General features: G+C 66.8%; 19 protein-coding genes. 8 read left to right on the forward strand and 11 right to left on the reverse strand.

Features of this window, described 5'->3' with window-relative positions; all coding sequences use genetic code 11:
* The first annotated feature begins 19 nt into the window (after positions 1–19).
* On the forward strand, positions 20–1,189 hold the full coding sequence (locus BLW48_RS16265) for a pyridoxal phosphate-dependent aminotransferase (RefSeq protein WP_093176228.1): 1,170 nt from the start codon (positions 20–22) through the stop codon (positions 1,187–1,189).
* Between the two features lie 15 nt (positions 1,190–1,204).
* On the opposite strand, the gene BLW48_RS16270 is transcribed toward BLW48_RS16265, so the two are convergent.
* The 4 genes from BLW48_RS16270 to BLW48_RS16285 all read right to left on the reverse strand — a co-directional run bounded on the left by BLW48_RS16270 (position 1,205) and on the right by BLW48_RS16285 (position 5,190).
* Entirely contained in the window at positions 1,205–2,260 is a 1,056-nt protein-coding gene (locus tag BLW48_RS16270; RefSeq protein WP_093176230.1) for a DUF4241 domain-containing protein, read from the reverse strand.
* A gap of 12 nt (positions 2,261–2,272) precedes the next feature.
* Positions 2,273–3,667: a CoA transferase gene (locus BLW48_RS16275; protein ID WP_093176233.1), complete on the reverse strand. Its 1,395-nt coding sequence runs from the start codon at positions 3,665–3,667 to the stop codon at positions 2,273–2,275.
* 76 nt (positions 3,668–3,743) lie between these two features.
* A complete protein-coding gene (locus tag BLW48_RS16280) occupies positions 3,744–4,382 on the reverse strand; it encodes a 3-oxoacid CoA-transferase subunit B (protein ID WP_093055639.1) in 639 nt (212 codons plus the stop codon).
* Between the two features lies 1 nt (position 4,383).
* The gene (locus BLW48_RS16285) at positions 4,384–5,190 is read right to left on the reverse strand and encodes a CoA transferase subunit A (RefSeq protein ID WP_093055637.1); all 807 of its coding nucleotides are present in this window, start codon (positions 5,188–5,190) and stop codon (positions 4,384–4,386) included.
* Between the two features lie 94 nt (positions 5,191–5,284).
* Here BLW48_RS16285 and BLW48_RS16290 point away from each other — a divergent pair, with 94 nt between their 5' ends.
* The 3 genes from BLW48_RS16290 to BLW48_RS16295 all read left to right on the forward strand — a co-directional run bounded on the left by BLW48_RS16290 (position 5,285) and on the right by BLW48_RS16295 (position 6,679).
* Positions 5,285–5,851 (forward strand): LuxR C-terminal-related transcriptional regulator, encoded by a 567-nt coding sequence (locus BLW48_RS16290; RefSeq protein ID WP_093055635.1) that lies wholly within the window; start codon positions 5,285–5,287, stop codon positions 5,849–5,851.
* A 164-nt stretch (positions 5,852–6,015) separates the two neighbouring features.
* A complete protein-coding gene (locus tag BLW48_RS35410; protein WP_176928800.1) occupies positions 6,016–6,162 on the forward strand; it encodes a hypothetical protein in 147 nt (48 codons plus the stop codon).
* A gap of 46 nt (positions 6,163–6,208) precedes the next feature.
* Positions 6,209–6,679, forward strand: coding sequence for an ASCH domain-containing protein (locus BLW48_RS16295; RefSeq protein WP_093176235.1), 471 nt, complete (start codon positions 6,209–6,211; stop codon positions 6,677–6,679).
* Positions 6,680–6,694: 15 nt separating this feature from the next.
* Here the strand turns inward: BLW48_RS16295 and BLW48_RS16300 are convergent, their stop codons facing one another.
* From BLW48_RS16300 to BLW48_RS16315, 4 genes are read right to left on the reverse strand one after another with little or no spacing between them, the layout of a single operon-like run.
* Positions 6,695–7,660 carry a Bug family tripartite tricarboxylate transporter substrate binding protein gene (locus BLW48_RS16300; protein WP_093055631.1) on the reverse strand — a complete coding sequence of 322 codons (966 nt, stop codon included), beginning with the start codon at positions 7,658–7,660 and terminating at the stop codon, positions 6,695–6,697.
* A gap of 52 nt (positions 7,661–7,712) precedes the next feature.
* Entirely contained in the window at positions 7,713–8,093 is a 381-nt protein-coding gene (locus BLW48_RS16305) for a VOC family protein (RefSeq protein ID WP_093176238.1), read from the reverse strand.
* Complete coding sequence (locus tag BLW48_RS16310; RefSeq protein WP_093176241.1) at positions 8,090–9,073, reverse strand: hydroxymethylglutaryl-CoA lyase; 984 nt, start codon at positions 9,071–9,073, stop codon at positions 8,090–8,092. The genes BLW48_RS16305 and BLW48_RS16310 overlap by 4 nt, the downstream gene beginning before the upstream one ends.
* Positions 9,070–10,245, reverse strand: a complete 1,176-nt coding sequence (locus tag BLW48_RS16315) for a CaiB/BaiF CoA transferase family protein (protein WP_093176243.1) — start codon at positions 10,243–10,245, stop codon at positions 9,070–9,072. The genes BLW48_RS16310 and BLW48_RS16315 overlap by 4 nt, the downstream gene beginning before the upstream one ends.
* A gap of 128 nt (positions 10,246–10,373) precedes the next feature.
* Between BLW48_RS16315 and BLW48_RS16320 the strand changes: the two genes are divergently transcribed.
* Positions 10,374–11,291 carry a LysR family transcriptional regulator gene (locus tag BLW48_RS16320; protein ID WP_093176246.1) on the forward strand — a complete coding sequence of 306 codons (918 nt, stop codon included), beginning with the start codon at positions 10,374–10,376 and terminating at the stop codon, positions 11,289–11,291.
* A gap of 11 nt (positions 11,292–11,302) precedes the next feature.
* Here BLW48_RS16320 and BLW48_RS16325 read toward each other — a convergent pair whose 3' ends face one another.
* From BLW48_RS16325 to adh, 3 genes are all read right to left on the reverse strand, one after another.
* Complete coding sequence (locus tag BLW48_RS16325; RefSeq protein ID WP_093055623.1) at positions 11,303–11,869, reverse strand: NADPH-dependent FMN reductase; 567 nt, start codon at positions 11,867–11,869, stop codon at positions 11,303–11,305.
* Positions 11,870–12,087: 218 nt separating this feature from the next.
* Positions 12,088–12,465, reverse strand: coding sequence for a DUF779 domain-containing protein (locus tag BLW48_RS16330; protein ID WP_093176248.1), 378 nt, complete (start codon positions 12,463–12,465; stop codon positions 12,088–12,090).
* Positions 12,465–13,985 (reverse strand): aldehyde dehydrogenase, encoded by a 1,521-nt coding sequence (adh, locus tag BLW48_RS16335; protein ID WP_093055619.1) that lies wholly within the window; start codon positions 13,983–13,985, stop codon positions 12,465–12,467. Before adh ends, BLW48_RS16330 begins: the two co-directional genes overlap by 1 nt.
* A gap of 215 nt (positions 13,986–14,200) precedes the next feature.
* Between adh and BLW48_RS16340 the strand changes: the two genes are divergently transcribed.
* The 3 genes from BLW48_RS16340 to BLW48_RS16350 all read left to right on the forward strand — a co-directional run bounded on the left by BLW48_RS16340 (position 14,201) and on the right by BLW48_RS16350 (position 18,832).
* Positions 14,201–16,084, forward strand: coding sequence for a sigma-54-dependent Fis family transcriptional regulator (locus BLW48_RS16340; protein ID WP_093176251.1), 1,884 nt, complete (start codon positions 14,201–14,203; stop codon positions 16,082–16,084).
* A gap of 132 nt (positions 16,085–16,216) precedes the next feature.
* Positions 16,217–17,059 carry a class I SAM-dependent methyltransferase gene (locus tag BLW48_RS16345; protein WP_093176254.1) on the forward strand — a complete coding sequence of 281 codons (843 nt, stop codon included), beginning with the start codon at positions 16,217–16,219 and terminating at the stop codon, positions 17,057–17,059.
* Positions 17,060–17,233: 174 nt separating this feature from the next.
* Positions 17,234–18,832 carry an OpgD/OpgG family glucan biosynthesis protein gene (locus BLW48_RS16350; RefSeq protein ID WP_093176257.1) on the forward strand — a complete coding sequence of 533 codons (1,599 nt, stop codon included), beginning with the start codon at positions 17,234–17,236 and terminating at the stop codon, positions 18,830–18,832.
* Positions 18,833–18,844 lie beyond the last annotated feature (12 nt).

Here is an 18,844-nt window from a genome sequence, read left to right on the forward strand (position 1 = left end):
AAACACGGAGACCCGCCCCATGCCACGCCACCGCCCCGCACGTCTTGAACACATCGCAGGCATCGGCGTCGACCGCATGGGTGCCATTGCCGACGATGCCGATGGCCCGCCGTTTCTTCGGCTCGAGAACCTCGACGTCGACATCCCGCCCGACCCCGAAGCCATTGCGCGCACCGTGCGTGCGGCCTCGGAAGATTCGGACAACAGCTACTTGCCCTTCGTCGGCCAGTCGCGATTGCGCGACGTGGCGGCGCGGCATGTGTCGGCGCTGTCGGGCGTGGCGTACAGCGGTGCGCACAACTGCGTGATCTCGGCAGGCGGGCTCTCGGGCATCCTCAACGCGCTGCTCGCGACCGTCGAGGTGGGCGACGAAGTGCTGGTGACCGATCCGACCTACGCGGGGCTGCTCAACCGCATCCGCCTCGCCGGCGGCACGCCGAAGTACGTGCCGTTCCAGTTCAGCCCCGGCGGCGAATGGAAGCTCGATCGCGCCGCGCTGCAAGCCGCCATCAGCCCCCGCGTGCGCGTGATGCTGCTGATGTCGCCCTCGATGCCCACGGGCGGCTGCTTCGATGAAGACGACTGGCGCGCCATCGCCGCACTGTGCGTGCAGCACGACCTGACGCTGATCCTCGACAGCGCCATGGAACGTCTGCTGTTCGACGGCCGGCAAGTGATCCACCCGGCAGGATTGCCCGGCATGGCCGAGCGAACGATCACCGTGGGCTCGTCGGCCAAGGAGCTGCGCATGATCGGCTGGCGCGTCGGCTGGACCGTGGCGCCGGAAAGCTACATGCCTGATCTCGTGGCCGTGTCGCTGGCCAATGTGGTGGTGCCGGTGGGCATCGCGCAGGATGCAGTGGCAACGGCGCTGGAACAATCGGTGCGCACGCTCGCGCCGTACGTGGGCGAGCTGGAGCGGCGGCGTGACACGGTGCTGGACGAACTTCGCGGCCTGCCTGTCGGTGTGCCGGGCGGCGGCTGGTCGCTGCTGCTGCGCACGAGCGACTTCGGCATCGACGGGCAGACGCTGTCGCAGCGCCTGCTGTCGCATCGCGTCTGCGCCACGGCAATGCAAGGCTGGGGCGAGACGCATGGCGCGCAATATCTGCGCTTTGTGTTTTCCAACGAGCCGGTCGAGCGGCTGCGCGGATTGGGAGACAAGGTGCGGGCTGCGCTGGGCGCCTGAGCGCTCAGGACAAGCTCAGGAAAAAAGGCGCTTCAGAAATCCAGGCTTTGCCGCGGGCGCTGCAGCCTTCTCCAGCAGTTCGATCAGCCCCTCCACGCGCGGCTTCTTGAGCCGGCGCGCGTAGTCGATGTAGCTCTCTTCCTTGTCCATCCTGTAGAGCCGCGGCGGCATCGGCAGGCCTTGCACCGCGCCCAGCAACACGCGCAGCGCGTCGAGCTGGTTCATGCGGATGGCACTCGTGATCGCGGACTCGCCGAACGACGGAATGATCTCGTTGGACTGCGCGAGGCCCGCACCGAGCAGGGCCTTGATTGCCGCCACATCGCCTTCGACTGCCGCCGCGCCCAACGCATCGAGCGCCGCCGACTTTTCGGGCGAGAGACTGGCCTTGTAGGCATCGCTGCGCTTGTCGTCCTCGTCGCGCGCGTCGCCGCCTTCCATGATCATGAAGTCGGTCACCAGCGCCACGGGTTCGCCCGCAGCGTCGAGCGCCCAGAAGCTGGGGTAGCTGCCGTCGCCCCAGCCCGAGCGGAAGATCACCATGTTGCTCGCCGAGCCCGGCCCGAGCGGGTAGTGGTCGACGACGTTGGCGTCGCCCATCTCGCCCGCGAGCACGTCGTCGTAGTAGCTGATGAAATCGGGGTCGGCGGCTTCGCGCTTGTCGCGCTCGGCCATGGCGGCTGCGGCGTCGGGGTCCATGAAGCAGCCGACGCCTGCGTCGACCGGGTAGCCGTAGAACTCGTCGTCGCCCAACGCTTCGAGTGACTCCCCTTCCATCAGCGCCATCTGCCAGTTCAGATCGGCTGCGCGCACGCTGCCGCGGTCACGCAGCCACAGCACCGCCAGCGCATGCCGCCCCTTGTCGTGCAGCACTTCGACGGGGAAGGCGCCGCGCGCCTGCAGCTCGCGCGCAAAGGGTTGCCGCTCGGGCTGCACCAGCGGGTCGCAGGCCACAACGCGCCCGCTCGTGATCTGCACCGGGCCGCAGGGCAGCCGCGCCAGATGCCGCGCGCGGAGCGCATCGTCGTCGAGGAAAACGGCCTGGAGGTTGTCGATGTCGAGGTAGGGCATCGGCCCAGTTTCTCACTTCGCTGTGTCGGCCGGCCACACCGGCGGATGGCTGCCCGGCGGCATCGAAGGGCGCGGCCACGCGGCGGGCGTTCGCGACAGCTGCGCGCTGTGGCGCAGTGCGGCAAGTTCACCAAAGCCGGAGGCCGAGGTCTCGACGTACGGCTTGAGGTCGGGCCTTGCAATCGACAAGCCGCCGGGCACGCGACCAAGGCTGCGCAGCCACTGTCCCGTCTGCGCCAGCGACACCTGCACGTGCCAGCTGCCGCCCTCCTGCTGCTGTCGCCACAGCGCAGCGGCGGCACCGAATGCGATCAGGTAGCCGGTCGCTTCGTCGAGGATCTGCATCGGCAGCGGCTTCGGCTTGCCATCGCCGGCGGCCTCGCCTTCGGCGTGGTTGAAGCCCATTGCGGTCTGCACGAGCGAATCGAAACCGCGGCGATTGGCCCACGGACCTTGTGTGCCATAGGCCGTCAGCGACACGCACACGATGCCCGGCCGCAACCGCGCCAGCTCCGCCGGCCCGAAGCCCAGCGATGCGACGCCGCCGGGCCGGTAGCCCTGCACGAAGACATGCGCCTGCGTGGCGAGCTGCCGCAGCACGGCTCGGCCCTCGTCGGTGCGCAGGTCCACATGCGTCGAGAGCTTGCCGCGGCTGGTGTCGGCGATGGATTCGATGTTCGGCAGGTTCGGCGAATTGACGAGCATCACGTCAGCGCCATACGCCGCCAGCGCGCGACCACCGACCGGACCCGCGAGGATCCGCGTCAGATCCAGCACGCGCACGCCGGTGAGTGGCCGTTGATCTTCGCGCAGCGGCGTCAGCGCGAGCGGCGGTGCGTCGCCGATCCGTTCGATGGTGAACAGCGGTTGCGCCGCAATGGCCTGCCCTTGCGGCGTGGCGTCCCACTCGTCGAAGCGGCGCAGCGCGGTTGCCACCAACCCTTGCGCAGCGGTGGCATCCTCGAATTCATGCGCGCGCCAGGTCGCCATCACCGTCTCGGCCTCGGCACGCGTGGCAGTGGCCGGGTCCAGCTTCATGAGCCTCAACGCCCCATCGCGGTGATGCGCAAAGTTCGCGTGAATGCGCACCCAGCCGTCGGCGCAGCGGTACAGCCCCGAGAAGGTGTCCCACGGATCGGGCACGCGCCCGTCGAGGCTGAACCAGCCGGTGCAGTCGAGCGCCGCATGCTGCATGTCGACGCCGACCTGCTGGCGCGCCGGACCTCGCAGGTGCCCGAGCTCGCAGGCAGCCAGTGCCGCCGCAGCGATGGTGCTCTGTGCCGCCACGCCGACAGCGAAAGACGACGGCAGCACCGGGTCGGCACCCGTGAGCCGTGCAAACGGCAAGGCCTCCGCAGGCAAGCCCGCCTGCCGCCAGATGCCGCCCAGAACTTCGTTCACATTCATTCCTGTGTGCTCCAAAGAAAAAGGCAGGGCCCGCTCTCGCGGCCCTGCCTTCGTTGTCGTTGCGTTCGCTGCCCTGTTACTGGATCAGCTTGGCGCCGGTCTTGGACTGCAGCGTGTCGAAGCTGACGCCCGGCGCCAGCTCGACGACCTTCAGGCCCTCGGGCACCACGTCCATCACGGCCAGGTCGGTGATGATGCGGTCGACCACGCCCACGCCCGTCAGCGGCAGGGTGCACTTCTCGAGGATCTTCAGGTCCTCGGTGCCGTCCTTCTTCTTGGCCACGTGTTCCATCAGCACGATCACGCGCTTCACGCCAGCCACCAGGTCCATCGCACCGCCCATGCCCTTGACCATCTTGCCGGGGATCATCCAGTTGGCGAGGTCGCCCTTGGTGCTGACCTGCATCGCGCCCAGGATCGACAGGTTGATCTTGCCGCCGCGAATCATCGCGAAGCTGTCATGGCTGCCGAAGATGGCCGAGCCGGGCAGCGTGGTCACGGTCTGCTTGCCGGCGTTGATCAGGTCGGCGTCGACCTGGTCTTCGGTCGGGAAGGGGCCGATGCCGAGCATGCCGTTCTCGCTCTGCAGCCACACTTCTTTCGTGCCGGTGTGGTTGGCCACCAGCGTCGGAATGCCGATGCCGAGGTTGACGTAGAAGCCGTCTTCGAGTTCTTGCGCGGCGCGGGCCGCCATCTGGTCTTGGGTCCAGGGCATCTCAGGCTCCTTCTTTCTTGTTGGCGGGCACGGTGGGCACCGGCACTTCGCTGGTGGCGGCGGCCTGGGCGATGGCGGTCTGGGCCTCGACCTTGGCGGCGGCGGCATCGACCGAGGCGCTCACAGTGCGCTTCTCGATGCGCTTCTCGGGGCTGGCGTTGAGCACGATGCGGTGCACGTAGATGCCCGGCAGGTGGATGTCGTCGGGGGCCAGCTCGCCCACTTCGACGATCTTCTCGACCTCGACGATGCAGATCTTGCCGGCCATGGCGGCGGCCGGGTTGAAGTTACGTGCCGTCAGGCGAAAGCGCAGGTTGCCCGACTTGTCGGCCACGTCGGCCTTGACCAGTGCCACGTCGGGCACAAGCGAACGTTCCATCACGTAGGTTTCGCCGTCGAATTCGCGCAGTTCCTTGCCTTCGGCCACTTGCGTGCCCACGCCGGTCTTGGTGAAGAAGGCCGGAATGCCCGCGCCGCCGGCGCGCAGCTTCTCGGCCAGCGTGCCCTGGGGCGTGAATTCGAGCTCGAGTTCGCCGGCCAGGTACTGGCGCTCGAACTCCTTGTTTTCGCCCACGTAGGAGGCGACCATCTTCTTGATCTGGCGCGTTTCCAGCAGCTTGCCGAGGCCGAAGCCGTCGACGCCCGCGTTGTTCGAGACAACGGTGAGGTTCTGCACGCCGGAATCCTTGAGCGCTTCGATCAGCGCTTCGGGAATACCGCACAGGCCGAAGCCGCCGACCGCGAGCATCTGCCCGTCGGCCACGACCCCCTTGAGTGCCGCGTCTGCGGAGGGATAAATCTTGTTCACTCGGGCTCCTTGATGGATGAATGGAGAGTGGGTGGGAAAGCCCTGAACGATACTACCTACTCGCATACGTAGTATTTCGTAATGGTGACCCCCGATGCCCGAGATCGATTACCGGCTGGCTTTTGAGCATGCACCCGTCGGCATGGTGGTTTCGAGCAACCGCACCATCGTGGCCTGCAACGTGCGCGTGTGCGAGATTTTTGGCGCAACGCCCTCCGCGCTGGTCGGGCATTCGTTCAGCATCCTGTACCCCAGCGTGGCCGAGTTCGAGCGCATCGGCAAGCGCATGGAGCCCTTTCTGAACGCCAGCGGGCACTACGCCGACAACCGCATGATGAGGCGCCTGGGTGGCCTGCACGGCGCCATTGCAGGCGAAACCTTCTGGTGCCACGTCACGGGCCATGCGATGAATCGCGCCGCCCCGCACGAGGCCGGCATCTGGACTTTCGAAGACCTGGGCTCGCGCCGCGCAGTAAAGGCCGAACTCACACCGCGCGAGCGAGAGGTGGCGGCGCAGGTGATGCGCGGGCTGACCTCCAAGGAAATCGGCAAGGCGCTGGGCATCAGCCACCGCACGGTGGAGCTGCACCGGGCGCGGTTGATGCGCAAATACGCGGCTGCGACCACGGCCGAGCTGGTGCAGAAGCTGATCGCGGGTTAAGCCCGACGATTGCCGGGGCCCGCCGGAAGTTCCGGCCACAAGCCACCTGATCGTTGCGAAAACGGAAACGCCGTGTCGTCGAAACGCCTGCTCCGTTGCGCTCGGCGAGGCCTATCGTTGAGGCCATGCAGGGCAGGAAGCCCGCAACCACTCAGGAGTCTGAAATGTCCACACGTATCCATTCCGAAACCAGCCTCTTGCTGCAAACGCAGGCCTCGTTCGCACGGGCCCACGCGCTCGCTGTGCAGAAGGTGCCCGTCGCACTGACGCTCTCGGCAATCATCCTGTCGATCATCAACGTCAAGCTGTAGCCGTTCATGCTGTGGCAGGCTTGGGCTCGACTCCAGGCCGCCCGACATGACCGTTCCATCCAGCATTCTTCCCTTCTGGGAGCGATTCCAGGCCACCGTCGGCGCCGACGTGTCCGCCCGCTTTGGCGAGGCCTTCTACTTTGACGACAACGAGGCCGGCGCCACCGAACTGGCAAAGCTCGTCCTGGACGGGCGCAAGCGCGGCACCGCGAGCCTCGAATGGTCCTTCGAATCGACCGGCAGGCCACGGCCCAAGCCCGGTGACCTGAGCGTGGTGACCGACTGGCATGGCAAGCCCCTGTGCGTGATCGAAACCCTCAGCGTGGTGGTCATGCCCTTCGATGAGGTCGGTGAAGACTTCGTGGCCGTCGAGGCCGAAGGCGATTGCTCGCTGCGCTACTGGCGCGAAGGCCACTGGAAGTACTTCAGCGGCGAATGCGAGTGTCTCGGCAGGAAGCCCGACCTGCGCATGCCGGTGCTGTGCGAGACCTTCGAGGTCGTCTACCAGGAAGACTGAGGGCCCCGCCCCCCTTCAATCCGGCTTGATGTCCGCCGACTTGATCACCTTCGACCAGGTCGCCAGCTCCTGGTCGACGAACTTCGCGAGCGTTGGCGAGTCCATGTAGGTCGCGAAGGCGCCCTGCTCGTCGACCTTCTTGCGGAAGGCTTCGCTCTCCACGATTTTCTTCAGCTCCGCGCTGAGCCTGGCGACGACCTCGGGCGGCGTCTTCGCCGGCGCGAACACCGCGAACCACGACTCGACCTCGTAGCCCGGCAGGCCCGCCTCGGCCGATGTCGGCACATTGGGCATCGACGGATGGCGCTTTGTGCCCGTATAGGCCAGCGCCTTGATGCGTCCGCCCGCGAAGTGGCCGATGACCGAGGGCGGCGTGGTGATGAACATGTCGACGTTGCCCGAGATCAGGTCGTTGATGGCCGGGCCCGAGCCCTTGTAGGGCACATGCGTCATCGCCTGCTTCGACTGCCGCGACAGCAACTCGCCCGCGATGTGCTGGATCGAGCCGTTGCCCGACGAGGCGTAGAACAGGCCGCCCTCCTTCTTCTTGCCGTATTCGATGAGTTCCTTCATCGAGTTCACCGGGAGCTTGCCGCTCACCGCGACGACGTGCGGCGCGCGCATCACCATCGCCACCGGCACGAAGTCTTTCGTCGGGCTCCACCTGATGTTCGGGTAGAGCGAGGGGTTGCCGACGTGGAAGCCCGAGTACTGCATCAGCAGTGTGTAGCCGTCCGGCGCGGCGCGCGCCACGAACTCGGTGCCGATGTTGCCGCTGGCGCCAGGCTTGTTGTCGATGACCACGGGCTGGCCCAGCGCGCGCTGCAACGGATCGCCGACCATGCGCGCCATGATGTCGGTGGAGCCGGCCGGCGACGTGGGCACGATCATGGTGATCGGCTTCGAGGGCCATGTATCGGCAGTTGCAGCCGAGGCAGCCAACGCAAGGACGACCGCGAGAAGGCGGTGGATGGGTTTCATGGTTTGTCTCCGGTGGTTTTGTATTTGGCTTGCTGTCTTCGGGCCCGCACCGTCAGGGCGCCAGCTCCGATATCTCGATCAGGTTCAGGTCGGGGTCGCGCACATAGACCGAGCGGATGCGCGATGTAGCGCCCGTACGCATCACCGGGCCTTCGAGGATCGGCACGTCGTGCTCCTTCAGCCGCGCGATGACTTCCTCGAGCGGCACGCTGGCAATGAAGCACAGGTCGAGCGACCCCGGCGTCGGCAGCTGCGCCTTGGGCTCGAACTCGTGGTCCTTGATGTGCAGGTTGATCTTCTGGTTGCCGAAGCGAAAAGCCTTGCGGCCGGCGCCGAAGCTTTCGAGCGCCATGCCCATTACATCGACGTAGAAACGGATGCAGGCTTCTTCGTGCGCAGTCGTCAGCACGAGGTGGTCAAGATGGTCGATCACGGGTGGAGCTCCTTCTGCCCGCGCTCCTTGGCACGAGTAACGATGTCGTTGAAATCCGCGGGCGGTGCATGCCGCGTCAGCCGATGGCCCGCGCGCGAGACCTGGCTCGACAGCTCGTGCTGTACGAGCGATTCCAGCTCGGCCGCGGCGGCGATCAGGCCGCCCAGGTCCATGCCGGTGTCGTAGCCCATGCACTGCAGCATGTGCACTACGTCTTCGGTCGCCACATTGCCGGTCGCACCCGGGGCATAGGGGCAACCGCCGACGCCGCCGAGCGACATGTCCAGCCGGTGGATGCCGGCCTCGACGGCGGCCACTGTGTTTACAAGGCCCATGCCGCGTGTGTTGTGGAAGTGGGCGGTCCAGTCCATCTGGGGATGAACCGCGATGACGTTCTCGCAGAGGGCCTGCACCTGCGTGGGATAGGCCATCCCAGTCGTATCGCACAGCGTGATGCCCTGCACCTCCAGCGCGGCGAAACGGTCGATCCAGCCTTGCACCGCTGCCAGCGGCACCTCGCCCTCCATCGGGCAGCCGAACACACACGAGAGCGACACGTTCACCGGCACCCCGGCTTGCTTCGCCAGCGCAACGACCCCGGCCAGCTGCGCGAACGACTGCTCACGCGTCATGCGCAGGTTGGCGAGGTTGTGCGTCTCGCTCACCGACATGACGATGTTGAATTCGTCGATGCGGCTTTCCAGCGCACGCTCGGCGCCACGTACGTTCGGCACCAGCGCGGTATAGACCACGCCGGGGCGCCGGGCGATGCGGTGCATCACCTCCTCGCCGTCGCGCAATGCCGGAATCGCTTTTGCCGAAGTGAACGACGTGACTTCGATCTTGGCGTAGCCCAGCCCGCTGAGCCGGTCGATCAGCGCGACCTTGTCGTCGGTGGGAATGAAGCGGCTCTCCATCTGGAAGCCGTCGCGGGTGGCGACCTCATTGATGAATAGCCGCATGCCGTTGCCCGTCTTCATACGAGAAGCCCGCTTTCCGCGCGGCGCGCTGGCCAGCCAGCGCCCTGCAAATCGCCGGTGTGCTCGCCAAGGCGCGGCGCGGGGTGCGCGATGCGGCCCGGCGTGGCACTGAGCTTGGGCACCACGCCGGGCACCTTCAGCGTGGCGCCGTCCGATGTGGGCGCCTCAACGATCATCTCGCGCGCCAGGTACTGCGGGTCGCTCGCGATGTCGGCCACGGTGTAGATGCGCCCGACCGGCACGCCAGCAGCGTCGAGTGCGGCCAGCACTTCATCGCGGCTGCGTTGCAGCGTCCATGCCTCGATGGCGGCGTCGATCTCCGCCACGCGCCGCACGCGCCCATCGTTGTGCACGAGCTCCGCGTCGTTCTCCAGGTCCGCGCGCCCGATGGCCCGCATCAGCCGGCGGAAGATGCTGTCGCCGTTGCCGGCCACCAGCACGTAGTGGCCGTCGTTGCACCGGTAGGCGTTGGTCGGCGCAATGCCAGGCAACGCGCTGCCGGCGCGCTCGCGCACCGCGCCGAAGGCGTCGTACTCGGGCAGCAGGCTTTCCATCACGTTGAACACCGACTCGTACAGCGCCACGTCGATGAACTGCCCTTCCCCGCCATGGGCCGTTCGGTGGTGCAGCGCGGTCAGCACGCCGATCACGCCATGCAGCGCCGCCAACGTGTCGCCCAGCGACACCCCCACGCGCACCGGCACCCGCCCCGGCTCGCCGCTCAGATAGCGCAGCCCACCCATCGATTCGCCGAGCACGCCGAAGCCGGGCTTGTCGCGATAAGGCCCGGTCTGCCCGTAGCCCGAGATGCGCAGCATGATCAGCCGCGGGTTCAACGCGTGCAGCTGCTCCCACCCCAGGCCCCAACCTTCGAGCGTGCCGGGCTTGAAGTTCTCAATCAGCACGTCAGCCTCGAGCGCCAGCGCGCGCGCCGCCTCCTGGCCTTCGGCGCTGCGCAAGTCGAGACACACCGAACGCTTGTTGCGCGACTGCACCTCCCACCATGCCGAAGTGCCATCGCGCAGCAGCCGCCACTTGCGCAGCGGGTCGCCGACACCGGCCGGCTCGACCTTGATCACGTCAGCGCCGAACTCCGCCAGTGTCTTCCCGGCGAAGGGGCCGGCAATGAGCTGGCCGAGCTCCAGCACTTTCAGGCCTTCGAGTGCATTCATGTCCGCGTCCGTCTCCTTGTTGGGTTGGCCTCAACTCTAGGAACAGATCGCGAGGAGCGGAATTGCTGTGATGGCAGTACCTCTTCGCAAAACGCGAAGGGGTGGCCGCGCCTCTCTAGAATCCGCCGATGCCCAGCCCGATCAACCCCGCCCGCGTCGACTTCGTGACGCTGCGCCTGTTCTGCGCGGTCGCGCAGTCGGGCAGCATCACCAAGGGCGCGGAGGCGTGCCACCTCGCGCTGTCGGCGGCAAGCCGCCGGCTTTCGGACTTCGAGGCAGCAACGGGATCGAAGCTGCTCGAACGCAGCGCGCAAGGCATCGCGCTCACGCCCGCCGGCCATGTGGTGATGCAGCATGCGATGCGGTTGTTCCAGGGCTTCGAGCAGTTCAGCAACGAGATCAACGACTACTCAAGCGGCGTGCGCGGCCACGTGCGGCTGTGGGCCAACATGTCGGCGCTGACCGAGTTCCTGCCCACGACGCTCGCGACTTTTCTCGCGCAGCATCCCGACATCCGAGTGGAGGTCGAAGAGCAATTGAGCGGCGACATCGTGCGCGCACTGGTCGACGGGCTCGCCGACGTCGGCGTGTTCGCGGAGAACACACCCGCCTATGGGCTCGACGTCGCGCCCTTCCAGACCGACGAACTCGTGGTGCTGTGCGCAAAGCAGCATCCGCTGGCGCGCAGCCGCGTGAAGCAGGTCGACTTCAAGACCTGCCTCGCGCACGAATTCGTCGGCCTGAACCGCAGCAGTTCGCTGCTGGAGCTCACGTCGCGCGCGGCAGAGCAGGCCGGCATCCCGATGCGCCTGCGCGTACAGGTGCGCAGCTTCGATGCGATGTGCCACATGATCGCAGCCAATCTCGGCATCGGCGTGGTGCCGCTGGCCGCGTGCAAGGCGCAGGTTGCGGCGCTCGATCTGAAGGTCGTGCGGCTGAAGGATGCGTGGGCCACGCGGCGGTTGCTGATGGCGACGAAGATGGGGGCCACGCTCTCGCCCGCTGTACAGCTGTTGGTGCGTCAGCTACTCGCCTCATCGACCTAGCGGGCGAAGACTCAGCCAGCCGCCATCCGCTTGACCGCCGCGATCCACTTCTCGAACGCCTTCATCTGGTCGCCGACGAACTTGCGCGTCGTCTCGTCGGTGCAGTTGCCGTCCGCGTCGAACTTGCCGCCCGCGCCGCCGATGAAGACCTCGGGCTTCGCCAGCACCATCGCGTTCACGAACAACAGCACGCGGCGCAGGTCGTACTGAACGCGCGCGCCGCCAACCGGCCCCGGCGATGCCGACAGGATGGCCACCGGCTTGTGCGCGAAGGGCTGGTCTTCGCCGCGGCTGAGCCAGTCGATCATGTTCTTGAACCCGCCCGGAATCGAGAAGTTGTATTCGGGCGTGGCAATCACCACGCCGTCGGCGCGGCGGATGCGGTCGCGCAGCGCCTGCACCGATGCCGGGTAGCCCTTGGCGAACACGTCTGCGTCGAACACCGGCACCTCGCGCCATTCGACGACCTCCATGGCCATCGGCTCGGGCATCAGCGAGCCTGCGAGGTTCAGGGCGGCCCGGTTGATGGAGCCGGTGCGAAGACTGCCGCAGAGGCCGACGATGTCGAGGGTGCTCATTCGGTTTCCTGTTCTTGTGCTGGGGTTGGTGGTCGGCAACTATGGCGTCGGCCAGGTCACCGGGAAAGTGGTTTTCGCGGAAACCACATTTCCTTCAAACGGAAAAGTCCGGCGCGCAGCCGGACTCGAGGGCGCGCTGATCTTCACGGGGTGCTCCTTGGAGATTGATCGAAAAACGCCCCAGTCTATCTGCGCAACGCCCTCCTGCCTTCCCCTTGCTACTTCGCCTCTTCGGCCTCCAGCACTGCCCACTCCTCGTCGGTGAAGAGCCGCGAGCGCGTCAGGAAGCGCAAGCCTTCCGGCCCCTCCAGCGAGAACATGCCGCCGCGCCCCGGCACCACGTCGATGATCAGCTGCGTGTGCTGCCAGTACTCGAACTGCGGCCCGCTGATGTAGAACGGCATGCCGCCGATGTGGCCGAGCAGCCGGTCGTAGTCGCCCACGATGAACTCGTCACGCCCGTAGCACATGGGCGCACTGCCGTCGCAGCAGCCGCCCGACTGATGGAACATCAGCGGGCCGTGCTTTGCGGCGAGCCTGTCGGTCAACGCGAGCGCGGCATCGGTCGCGGTGACGCGCAGGACTTCGCCGGTCATCAGAAGAAGCCCAGCTTGTTCTCGCTGTAGCTCACCAGCAGGTTCTTGGTCTGCTGGTAGTGGTCGAGCATCATCTTGTGGTTTTCGCGACCGATGCCCGACTGCTTGTAGCCACCGAAGGCCGCATGCGCCGGATAGTGGTGATAGCAGTTGGTCCACACGCGGCCGGCCTGGATGCCCTTGCCCATGCGGAAGGCGCGGTTCATGTCGCGGCTCCACACGCCGGCGCCCAGCCCGTAGAGCGTGTCGTTGGCAATGGCGAGCGCTTCTTCCTCGTCCTTGAAGGTGGTGACGGACACCACGGGGCCGAAGATTTCCTCCTGGAAGATGCGCATCTTGTTGTGGCCCCTGAACACGGTCGGCTTCACGTAGTAGCCGTCGGCCAGATCGCCTTCGAGCTTCTGGCGCTCGCCGCCGATCAGCACTTTCGCGCCTTCCTGCTTGCCGATGTCGAGGTACGACAGGATCTTCTCGAGCTGCTCGCTGGAAGCCTGCGCGCCGATCATCGTTGCCATGTCGAGCGGGCTGCCCTGCTTGATGGCGGCCACGCGTTTCAGCGCGCGTTCCATGAAGCGGTCGTAGATCGACTCCTGTATCAGCGCGCGCGACGGGCAGGTGCACACCTCGCCCTGGTTCAGCGCGAACATGGTGAAGCCTTCGAGCGCCTTGTCGAAGAAGCCGTCGTCCTTGTCCATCACGTCGGCGAAGAAGATGTTGGGCGACTTGCCGCCCAGCTCCAGCGTGACCGGAATCAGGTTCTGGCTCGCGTACTGCGAGATCAGCCGGCCGGTGGTGGTCTCGCCGGTGAAGGCAATCTTGCCGATGCGGTTGCTCGACGCAAGCGGCTTGCCCGCCTCCACGCCGAAGCCGTTGACGACGTTCAGCACGCCCGGCGGCAGCAGGTCGCCGATGATTTCCATCAGCACCAGGATCGACACCGGCGTCTGCTCGGCCGGCTTCAGCACCACGCAGTTGCCGGCCGCCAATGCGGGCGCCAGCTTCCACACGGCCATCAGGATCGGGAAGTTCCAGGGAATGATCTGGCCGACCACGCCGATGGGCTCGTGGAAGTGGTACGCGAAGGTTTCATGGTCGATCTCGCTGATGCCGCCTTCCTGCGAGCGGATGCACGAGGCGAAGTAGCGGAAGTGGTCGATGGCCAGCGGCAGGTCGGCTGCCGTGGTTTCGCGGATGGGCTTGCCGTTGTCCCAGGTTTCGGCGGCCGCCAGAACTGCCAGGTTTTCCTGCATGCGGTCGGCGATCCTGTTCAGGATGTTGGCGCGCTCGGTGGTCGAGGTGCGGCCCCAGGCGCCCTTGGCCTTGTGGGCGGCGTCGAGCGCGCGGTCGATGTCGGCCGCCGTGGAGCGCGGCACCTCGCAGAAGACCTTGCCGGTGACGGGTGTGATGTTCTCGAAGTACTGGTTGTCCACCGGCGCGACCCATTCGCCGCCGATGTAATTGCCGTAGCGCTTCTTGAACGGCACCGCGGTACCGAATTTGCCCGGTTCGAGCATGTCCATGACTTTGTCTCCATATGCAAGGTAGTGGCGCCACGACATGCGGCGGCCTGCATGGACTACCGCAAGCCACATACCCGGCCGGATCGGGACATTCCCTAGGCACCTGCGCACTGCAAACCGATGCCGGAGCGGGTTTTCATTCGCAATCTGCGACATGTTCGCGCGAATATGGCGACTAGGATGTCGCACAAGGCGAAAACCTATCGGAGACACGCATGAGTGGTGAAGCGCATTTGCCATCGATCGGAGTGGATCAGGCCCGCGAGCTGTTCTTCGCGCAGGGCCGCGACCCTGCGCCGTGGATCGCACCGCACATCTCGCGTTCCTGGCAGCGCAGCCGCCCGGTCGACCACCATGTGATCGACCCCGAGCCGATGGCGCTGGCATTGCTGAGCGAACGGCGCGAGCAGGCCATGCGGCTGCTGAACTGCGCGCAGCCCGAGCTCGACGGCCTTGCCGAGCATGCAGTCGGCAATGGCTGCGTGGTGATCCTGTCGGACGCCAGCGGGCTGATCCTCGAAGAGGTCGGCAGCGCCGACTTCCTGCCCAAGGCCGAGCGCATTGCGCTGCAGCCCGGCGTGGAATGGTCGGAGCACAACCGGGGCACCAATGCCATCGGCACGGCGCTGGCAGAGCGAGAAGCGCTGATGGTGCTGGGCGGCGAGCACTACCTGGCGCAGAACGGCGCGCTCGGCTGTGCGGCAGCACCCATCTTCACCGGGCGCGGCGAACTGGCGGGCGCGCTCGACATCTCGGGCGAGACGGTGCGCGTGAACACGCATGCTCTGGGGCTGGTGCGCATGGCGGCGCAGCAGGTCGAGCATCGCATGATGCTGGCCGAGGCCGGCGGCCACGTGCTGCGCTTCCACGCGCGGCCGGCACTGATTGGCACCGCGCGCGAGGGGCTGATGGTGATCGAGGGCGGGCGCATCGTCGCAGCCAACCGTGTAGCGCTCGAACTGTTCAGCCGCTCGTGGGACGGCCTGCTCGACCTGGACGCCGAAGCTTTTCTCGGCGCGAACTGGCCGCGCATGGAGCACCGGCGCAACCTGCTGACGCTGCCGGGCGGGCGGCAGATCGCGATGGTGATGGAGCGTTCGAACACGCCGGACACAGCGCGTACCACCACTCGGCACGCCACGTCGTCCCCGGGCATGACCACTGAAGCCGACGACATACAACCGCTGCTGCACAAGGCTGTGCGGGTGCTGAACGAAGGCGTCTCCGTGCTGGTCAACGGCGAGACCGGCAGCGGCAAGGAAGTGTTCTCGCGCCGGCTGCATGCCGCGAGCCGGCGCAGTGCGGGGCCCTTCGTGGCAGTGGACTGCGCCTCGCTGCCAGAAACACTGATCGAGTCCGAGCTGTTCGGCTACGAGGAAGGCGCTTTCACCGGTGCCAAGCGAAAGGGCATGGCGGGCCGCATCCGCGAGGCCCACGGCGGGGTGCTGTTCCTCGACGAGATCGCGGAGATACCGCTGCCCCTGCAGACGCGCCTGCTGCGCGTGCTCGAAGAACGCGTGGTCACGCCGCTGGGCGGGGGCCAGGGCGTGGCGGTGGACTTCGACCTGGTCTGCGCCACGCACGGCCACCTGCCGGCACTGGTGGAGGCCGGGCGCTTTCGCGCCGACCTGATGTATCGCGTGGCGGGGTTCACAGTCGCCCTGCCGCCGCTGCACCAGCGCGGCGACCGGCACGCGCTGATCTCACGGCTGTTCCTCGAAGCGGGCGGCGCGGCCAAGCACCTGCGGCTGGAGAGCGATGCGCTCGAAGCGCTGGCCGCCTACCGCTGGCCGGGCAATGTGCGGGAGCTGCGCAGCACGCTGCGTGCGGTCGTGGCGCTTGCCGATGCGGGCGATTCGGTGACGGCGGCCATGCTTCCCGCGCATCTGGTCGGCGCGTGGACTTCGCCGCCCGACGACGCGACGCCCCATGCCCTGCCACACACCGAACCGCTGATGAGCATCACACGCCACGCCATCGACGAGGCACTCAAGGCCTGCGATCACGACGTGGCGAAGGCCGCCCGCCGGCTGGATGTTCACCGCAGCACCATCTATCGCCATCTTGCGCGCCAGCGCGGCAAGCCCGAGGCACATTGACTGGACAGTCCGCAGGCTGAAGGCGCGGGCCTGCGCAGACATGCGCTTCTCACCCGCCGGCATAACCAAAGACTGACTTGCCCCGCAATGCCGGAGCGGCCAGACTTTGTGCATGGCCTCTCTTCCGCATCCATGACCACCGGCAGACGCGCACGGCGCCTGTCGGCCGTTCCTTCGACCTTGCGGATTCCCCTGGCCGCCCGGGCTTCGGGCGACGCGATGTTTCCGCAAGTGGCCGTGCGGGACGCATACGCCGCGGGCATCCTGGAGCAGATCCGCGACGATGGCCACGCGTTGCCGGAAGACCGGGCGACCATCTACAGCATCCTCTCGCGCACCCGTCGCTTCCGCAGCCTGGCCCAGGACTTCCTCAAGCAGCACCCCGGCGGGCGCGTGGTGAACATGGGTTGCGGCCTTAGCCATTACTTCCAGTGGCTGGACGACGGCAAGTCCCACATGACCGACGCCGACCTGCCCGAGGTGCTCGAAATGCGCCGCGAGCTGATCCCCGAGACGAATGAACGCCACGACCTGCGCGAGCTCGACCTGACCGCGCCCGACTGGTGGGAACAGCTGGGCCTGCCGCGCAAGCGCAACGCTGCGCCGGTATTCCTGTTCACCGAGGGCGTGCTGATGTACCTGAAGCCCGAGCAGGTGCAGGCGGTGCTCGCCACCTTCGGCGAACGCGCGCCCGCCGGCTCGATGCTGGCTTTCGACGCCATGTGCTGGCTTGCGGTGGGGCGCGGAAGGCAGCATCCGTCGGTGCGCACGACCGGTGCAGAGTTCCTCTGGGGCATCCGTCGCTCTACCGAACTGACGCAGCCCCATCCGCGCCTGCAGCTGACCGACACTTACCGCGTGCTGGAAGGCATCGGCCTGCCCTACACCTTGTTCGCGCCGATGGTCATGCTGTTTCTCGGGGTGCCGCTGTATGCGCTCTACGCGCTGAAGGCGACGGACGTCGCCGATACATAAACGCACAATTTTGTGAAGTGCCGGCTTTGTCCGGCCCGCGCTGCGCGGAATGGCTGACGCGGTGCGGCCCCGGGCCAGGTCAAGCTATCAGCTGTTCCCGGTCGCGGAGAATGCTCTATCGTCTTCGCTGCTTTTCTTTCTTCCCCCTCAAGATTCGCAACCCTCAAGAACCACATGCTTGATCGCCGATCCTTCCTTGCCGCCGGTGGTGCCGCTGCCGCACTCGCCGCCCTCGGACTGCCCCAGGAGGCACTGGCCGCCAACGGGCTGCAACTGAGCCAGCCCACGCCCTTTTCCTTCGACGCGTTGATCGCACAGGCGAAGTCGCTCGCCGCCAAGCCCTATGCAGCCGCCGCGCCACTGGCGCCCGAGGTGCTCGACCGCATCGACTACGACGCGCACGGCAAGATCAAGTTCGACCCCGCCAACGCCCTCTTCCGCGACGGGCCCGGCGCCTTCCCCGTTACCTTCTTCCACCTCGGGCGCTTCTTCCAGACGCCCGTGCGCATGCACGTGCTCGAGAACACCGACGGCGACGCATTTTCCCGCGAGGTGCTCTACAGCCCCTCCTACTTCTCGATGCCGCCCGACAGCCCCGCGCGCGCGCTACCGCCGGGCGCAGGCTTTGCGGGCTTTCGCCTGCAGGAAAGCCGCCTGGGCGACCAGAGCAAGCTCGACTGGCAGAAGAACGACTGGGTCGCGTTCCTCGGCGCCTCGTACTTTCGCGCGATCGGCGAGCTCTACCAGTACGGCCTGTCGGCGCGCGGCCTTGCGCTCGACGTGGCGGTGCCCGACAAGCCCGAGGAGTTTCCGACCTTCACGCGCTTCTACTTCGAGACACCGGCCGCCAACAACACCACGTCGATGACGGTCTACGCGCTGCTCGAAGGGCCGAGCGTCACGGGCGTGTTCAAGTTCATCATGCAGCGCGGCAAGGCCGTCATCATGGACATCGACGCGCGCATGTTCCTGCGCCGCGACGTGTCGCGCCTGGGCCTGGTGCCGCTCACGTCGATGTACTGGTACTCGGAAACCATCAAGCCCACCGCCATCGACTGGCGCCCCGAGGTGCACGACTCCGACGGCCTCGCAATCTGGAACGGCGCGGGCGAGCGCATCTGGCGCCCGCTCAACAACCCCACGCAGACGCGCGCCTCGGCCTTCGCCGACACCAAGCCGCGCGGCTTCGGCCTGCTGCAGCGCGATCGCGCCTTCGACCACTACCAGGACGGCGTGAACTACGAGAAGCGCCCGAGCCTGTGGATCGAGCCGCTGGGCGACTGGGGCGAGGGTTCGGTGCAGCTCATCGAGATTCCGACCGACGACGAGATCCACGACAACATCGTCGCCTTCTGGGTGCCCAAGGCCGATGCGAAGGCCGGGGCCAGCTACAGCCTGCAATACCGGTTGCACTGGACCGACCAGGAACCCTTTCCGTCGCCGCTCGCGCGCTGCGTGGCCACGCGCATCGGGCGCGGCGGGCAGCCGGGCCAGCCGCGTCCGCAGGGCGTGCGCAAGTTCATGGTCGAGTTCATCGGACAGCCGCTGCAGGCCGTGCCCTTCGGCGTGAAGCCCGAGGTGATGCTGACGGCGGCGCGCGGCAAGTTCTCGTACGTCTTCGCCGAGGCCGTGCCCAACGGCGTGCCGGGCCACTGGCGCGCACAGTTCGACTTCACGCCCGAAGGCAACGAGCCGATCGACATGCGCATGTACATGAAGAACGGTGACCAGACGTTGACCGAGACCTGGCTGTACCAGTACCAGCCGGGCTGAAATCGCGGGCGC

It is taken from the genome of Variovorax sp. YR266 (genome assembly GCF_900107295.1).
Taxonomy (GTDB): domain Bacteria; phylum Pseudomonadota; class Gammaproteobacteria; order Burkholderiales; family Burkholderiaceae_C; genus Variovorax.

Coding starts and splice junctions, on each gene's coding strand:
- BLW48_RS16265 (WP_093176228.1), top strand. CDS start 20: ATGCCACGCCACCGCCCCGCACGTCTTGAACACATCGCAGGCATCGGC.
- BLW48_RS16270 (WP_093176230.1), bottom strand. CDS start 2,260: ATGCCCTACCTCGACATCGACAACCTCCAGGCCGTTTTCCTCGACGAC.
- BLW48_RS16275 (WP_093176233.1), bottom strand. CDS start 3,667: ATGAATGTGAACGAAGTTCTGGGCGGCATCTGGCGGCAGGCGGGCTTG.
- BLW48_RS16280 (WP_093055639.1), bottom strand. CDS start 4,382: ATGCCCTGGACCCAAGACCAGATGGCGGCCCGCGCCGCGCAAGAACTC.
- BLW48_RS16290 (WP_093055635.1), top strand. CDS start 5,285: ATGCCCGAGATCGATTACCGGCTGGCTTTTGAGCATGCACCCGTCGGC.
- BLW48_RS35410 (WP_176928800.1), top strand. CDS start 6,016: ATGTCCACACGTATCCATTCCGAAACCAGCCTCTTGCTGCAAACGCAG.
- BLW48_RS16295 (WP_093176235.1), top strand. CDS start 6,209: ATGACCGTTCCATCCAGCATTCTTCCCTTCTGGGAGCGATTCCAGGCC.
- BLW48_RS16300 (WP_093055631.1), bottom strand. CDS start 7,660: ATGAAACCCATCCACCGCCTTCTCGCGGTCGTCCTTGCGTTGGCTGCC.
- BLW48_RS16310 (WP_093176241.1), bottom strand. CDS start 9,073: ATGAAGACGGGCAACGGCATGCGGCTATTCATCAATGAGGTCGCCACC.
- BLW48_RS16315 (WP_093176243.1), bottom strand. CDS start 10,245: ATGAATGCACTCGAAGGCCTGAAAGTGCTGGAGCTCGGCCAGCTCATT.
- BLW48_RS16320 (WP_093176246.1), top strand. CDS start 10,374: ATGCCCAGCCCGATCAACCCCGCCCGCGTCGACTTCGTGACGCTGCGC.
- BLW48_RS16325 (WP_093055623.1), bottom strand. CDS start 11,869: ATGAGCACCCTCGACATCGTCGGCCTCTGCGGCAGTCTTCGCACCGGC.
- BLW48_RS16330 (WP_093176248.1), bottom strand. CDS start 12,465: ATGACCGGCGAAGTCCTGCGCGTCACCGCGACCGATGCCGCGCTCGCG.
- adh (WP_093055619.1), bottom strand. CDS start 13,985: ATGGACATGCTCGAACCGGGCAAATTCGGTACCGCGGTGCCGTTCAAG.
- BLW48_RS16340 (WP_093176251.1), top strand. CDS start 14,201: ATGAGTGGTGAAGCGCATTTGCCATCGATCGGAGTGGATCAGGCCCGC.
- BLW48_RS16345 (WP_093176254.1), top strand. CDS start 16,217: ATGACCACCGGCAGACGCGCACGGCGCCTGTCGGCCGTTCCTTCGACC.
- BLW48_RS16350 (WP_093176257.1), top strand. CDS start 17,234: ATGCTTGATCGCCGATCCTTCCTTGCCGCCGGTGGTGCCGCTGCCGCA.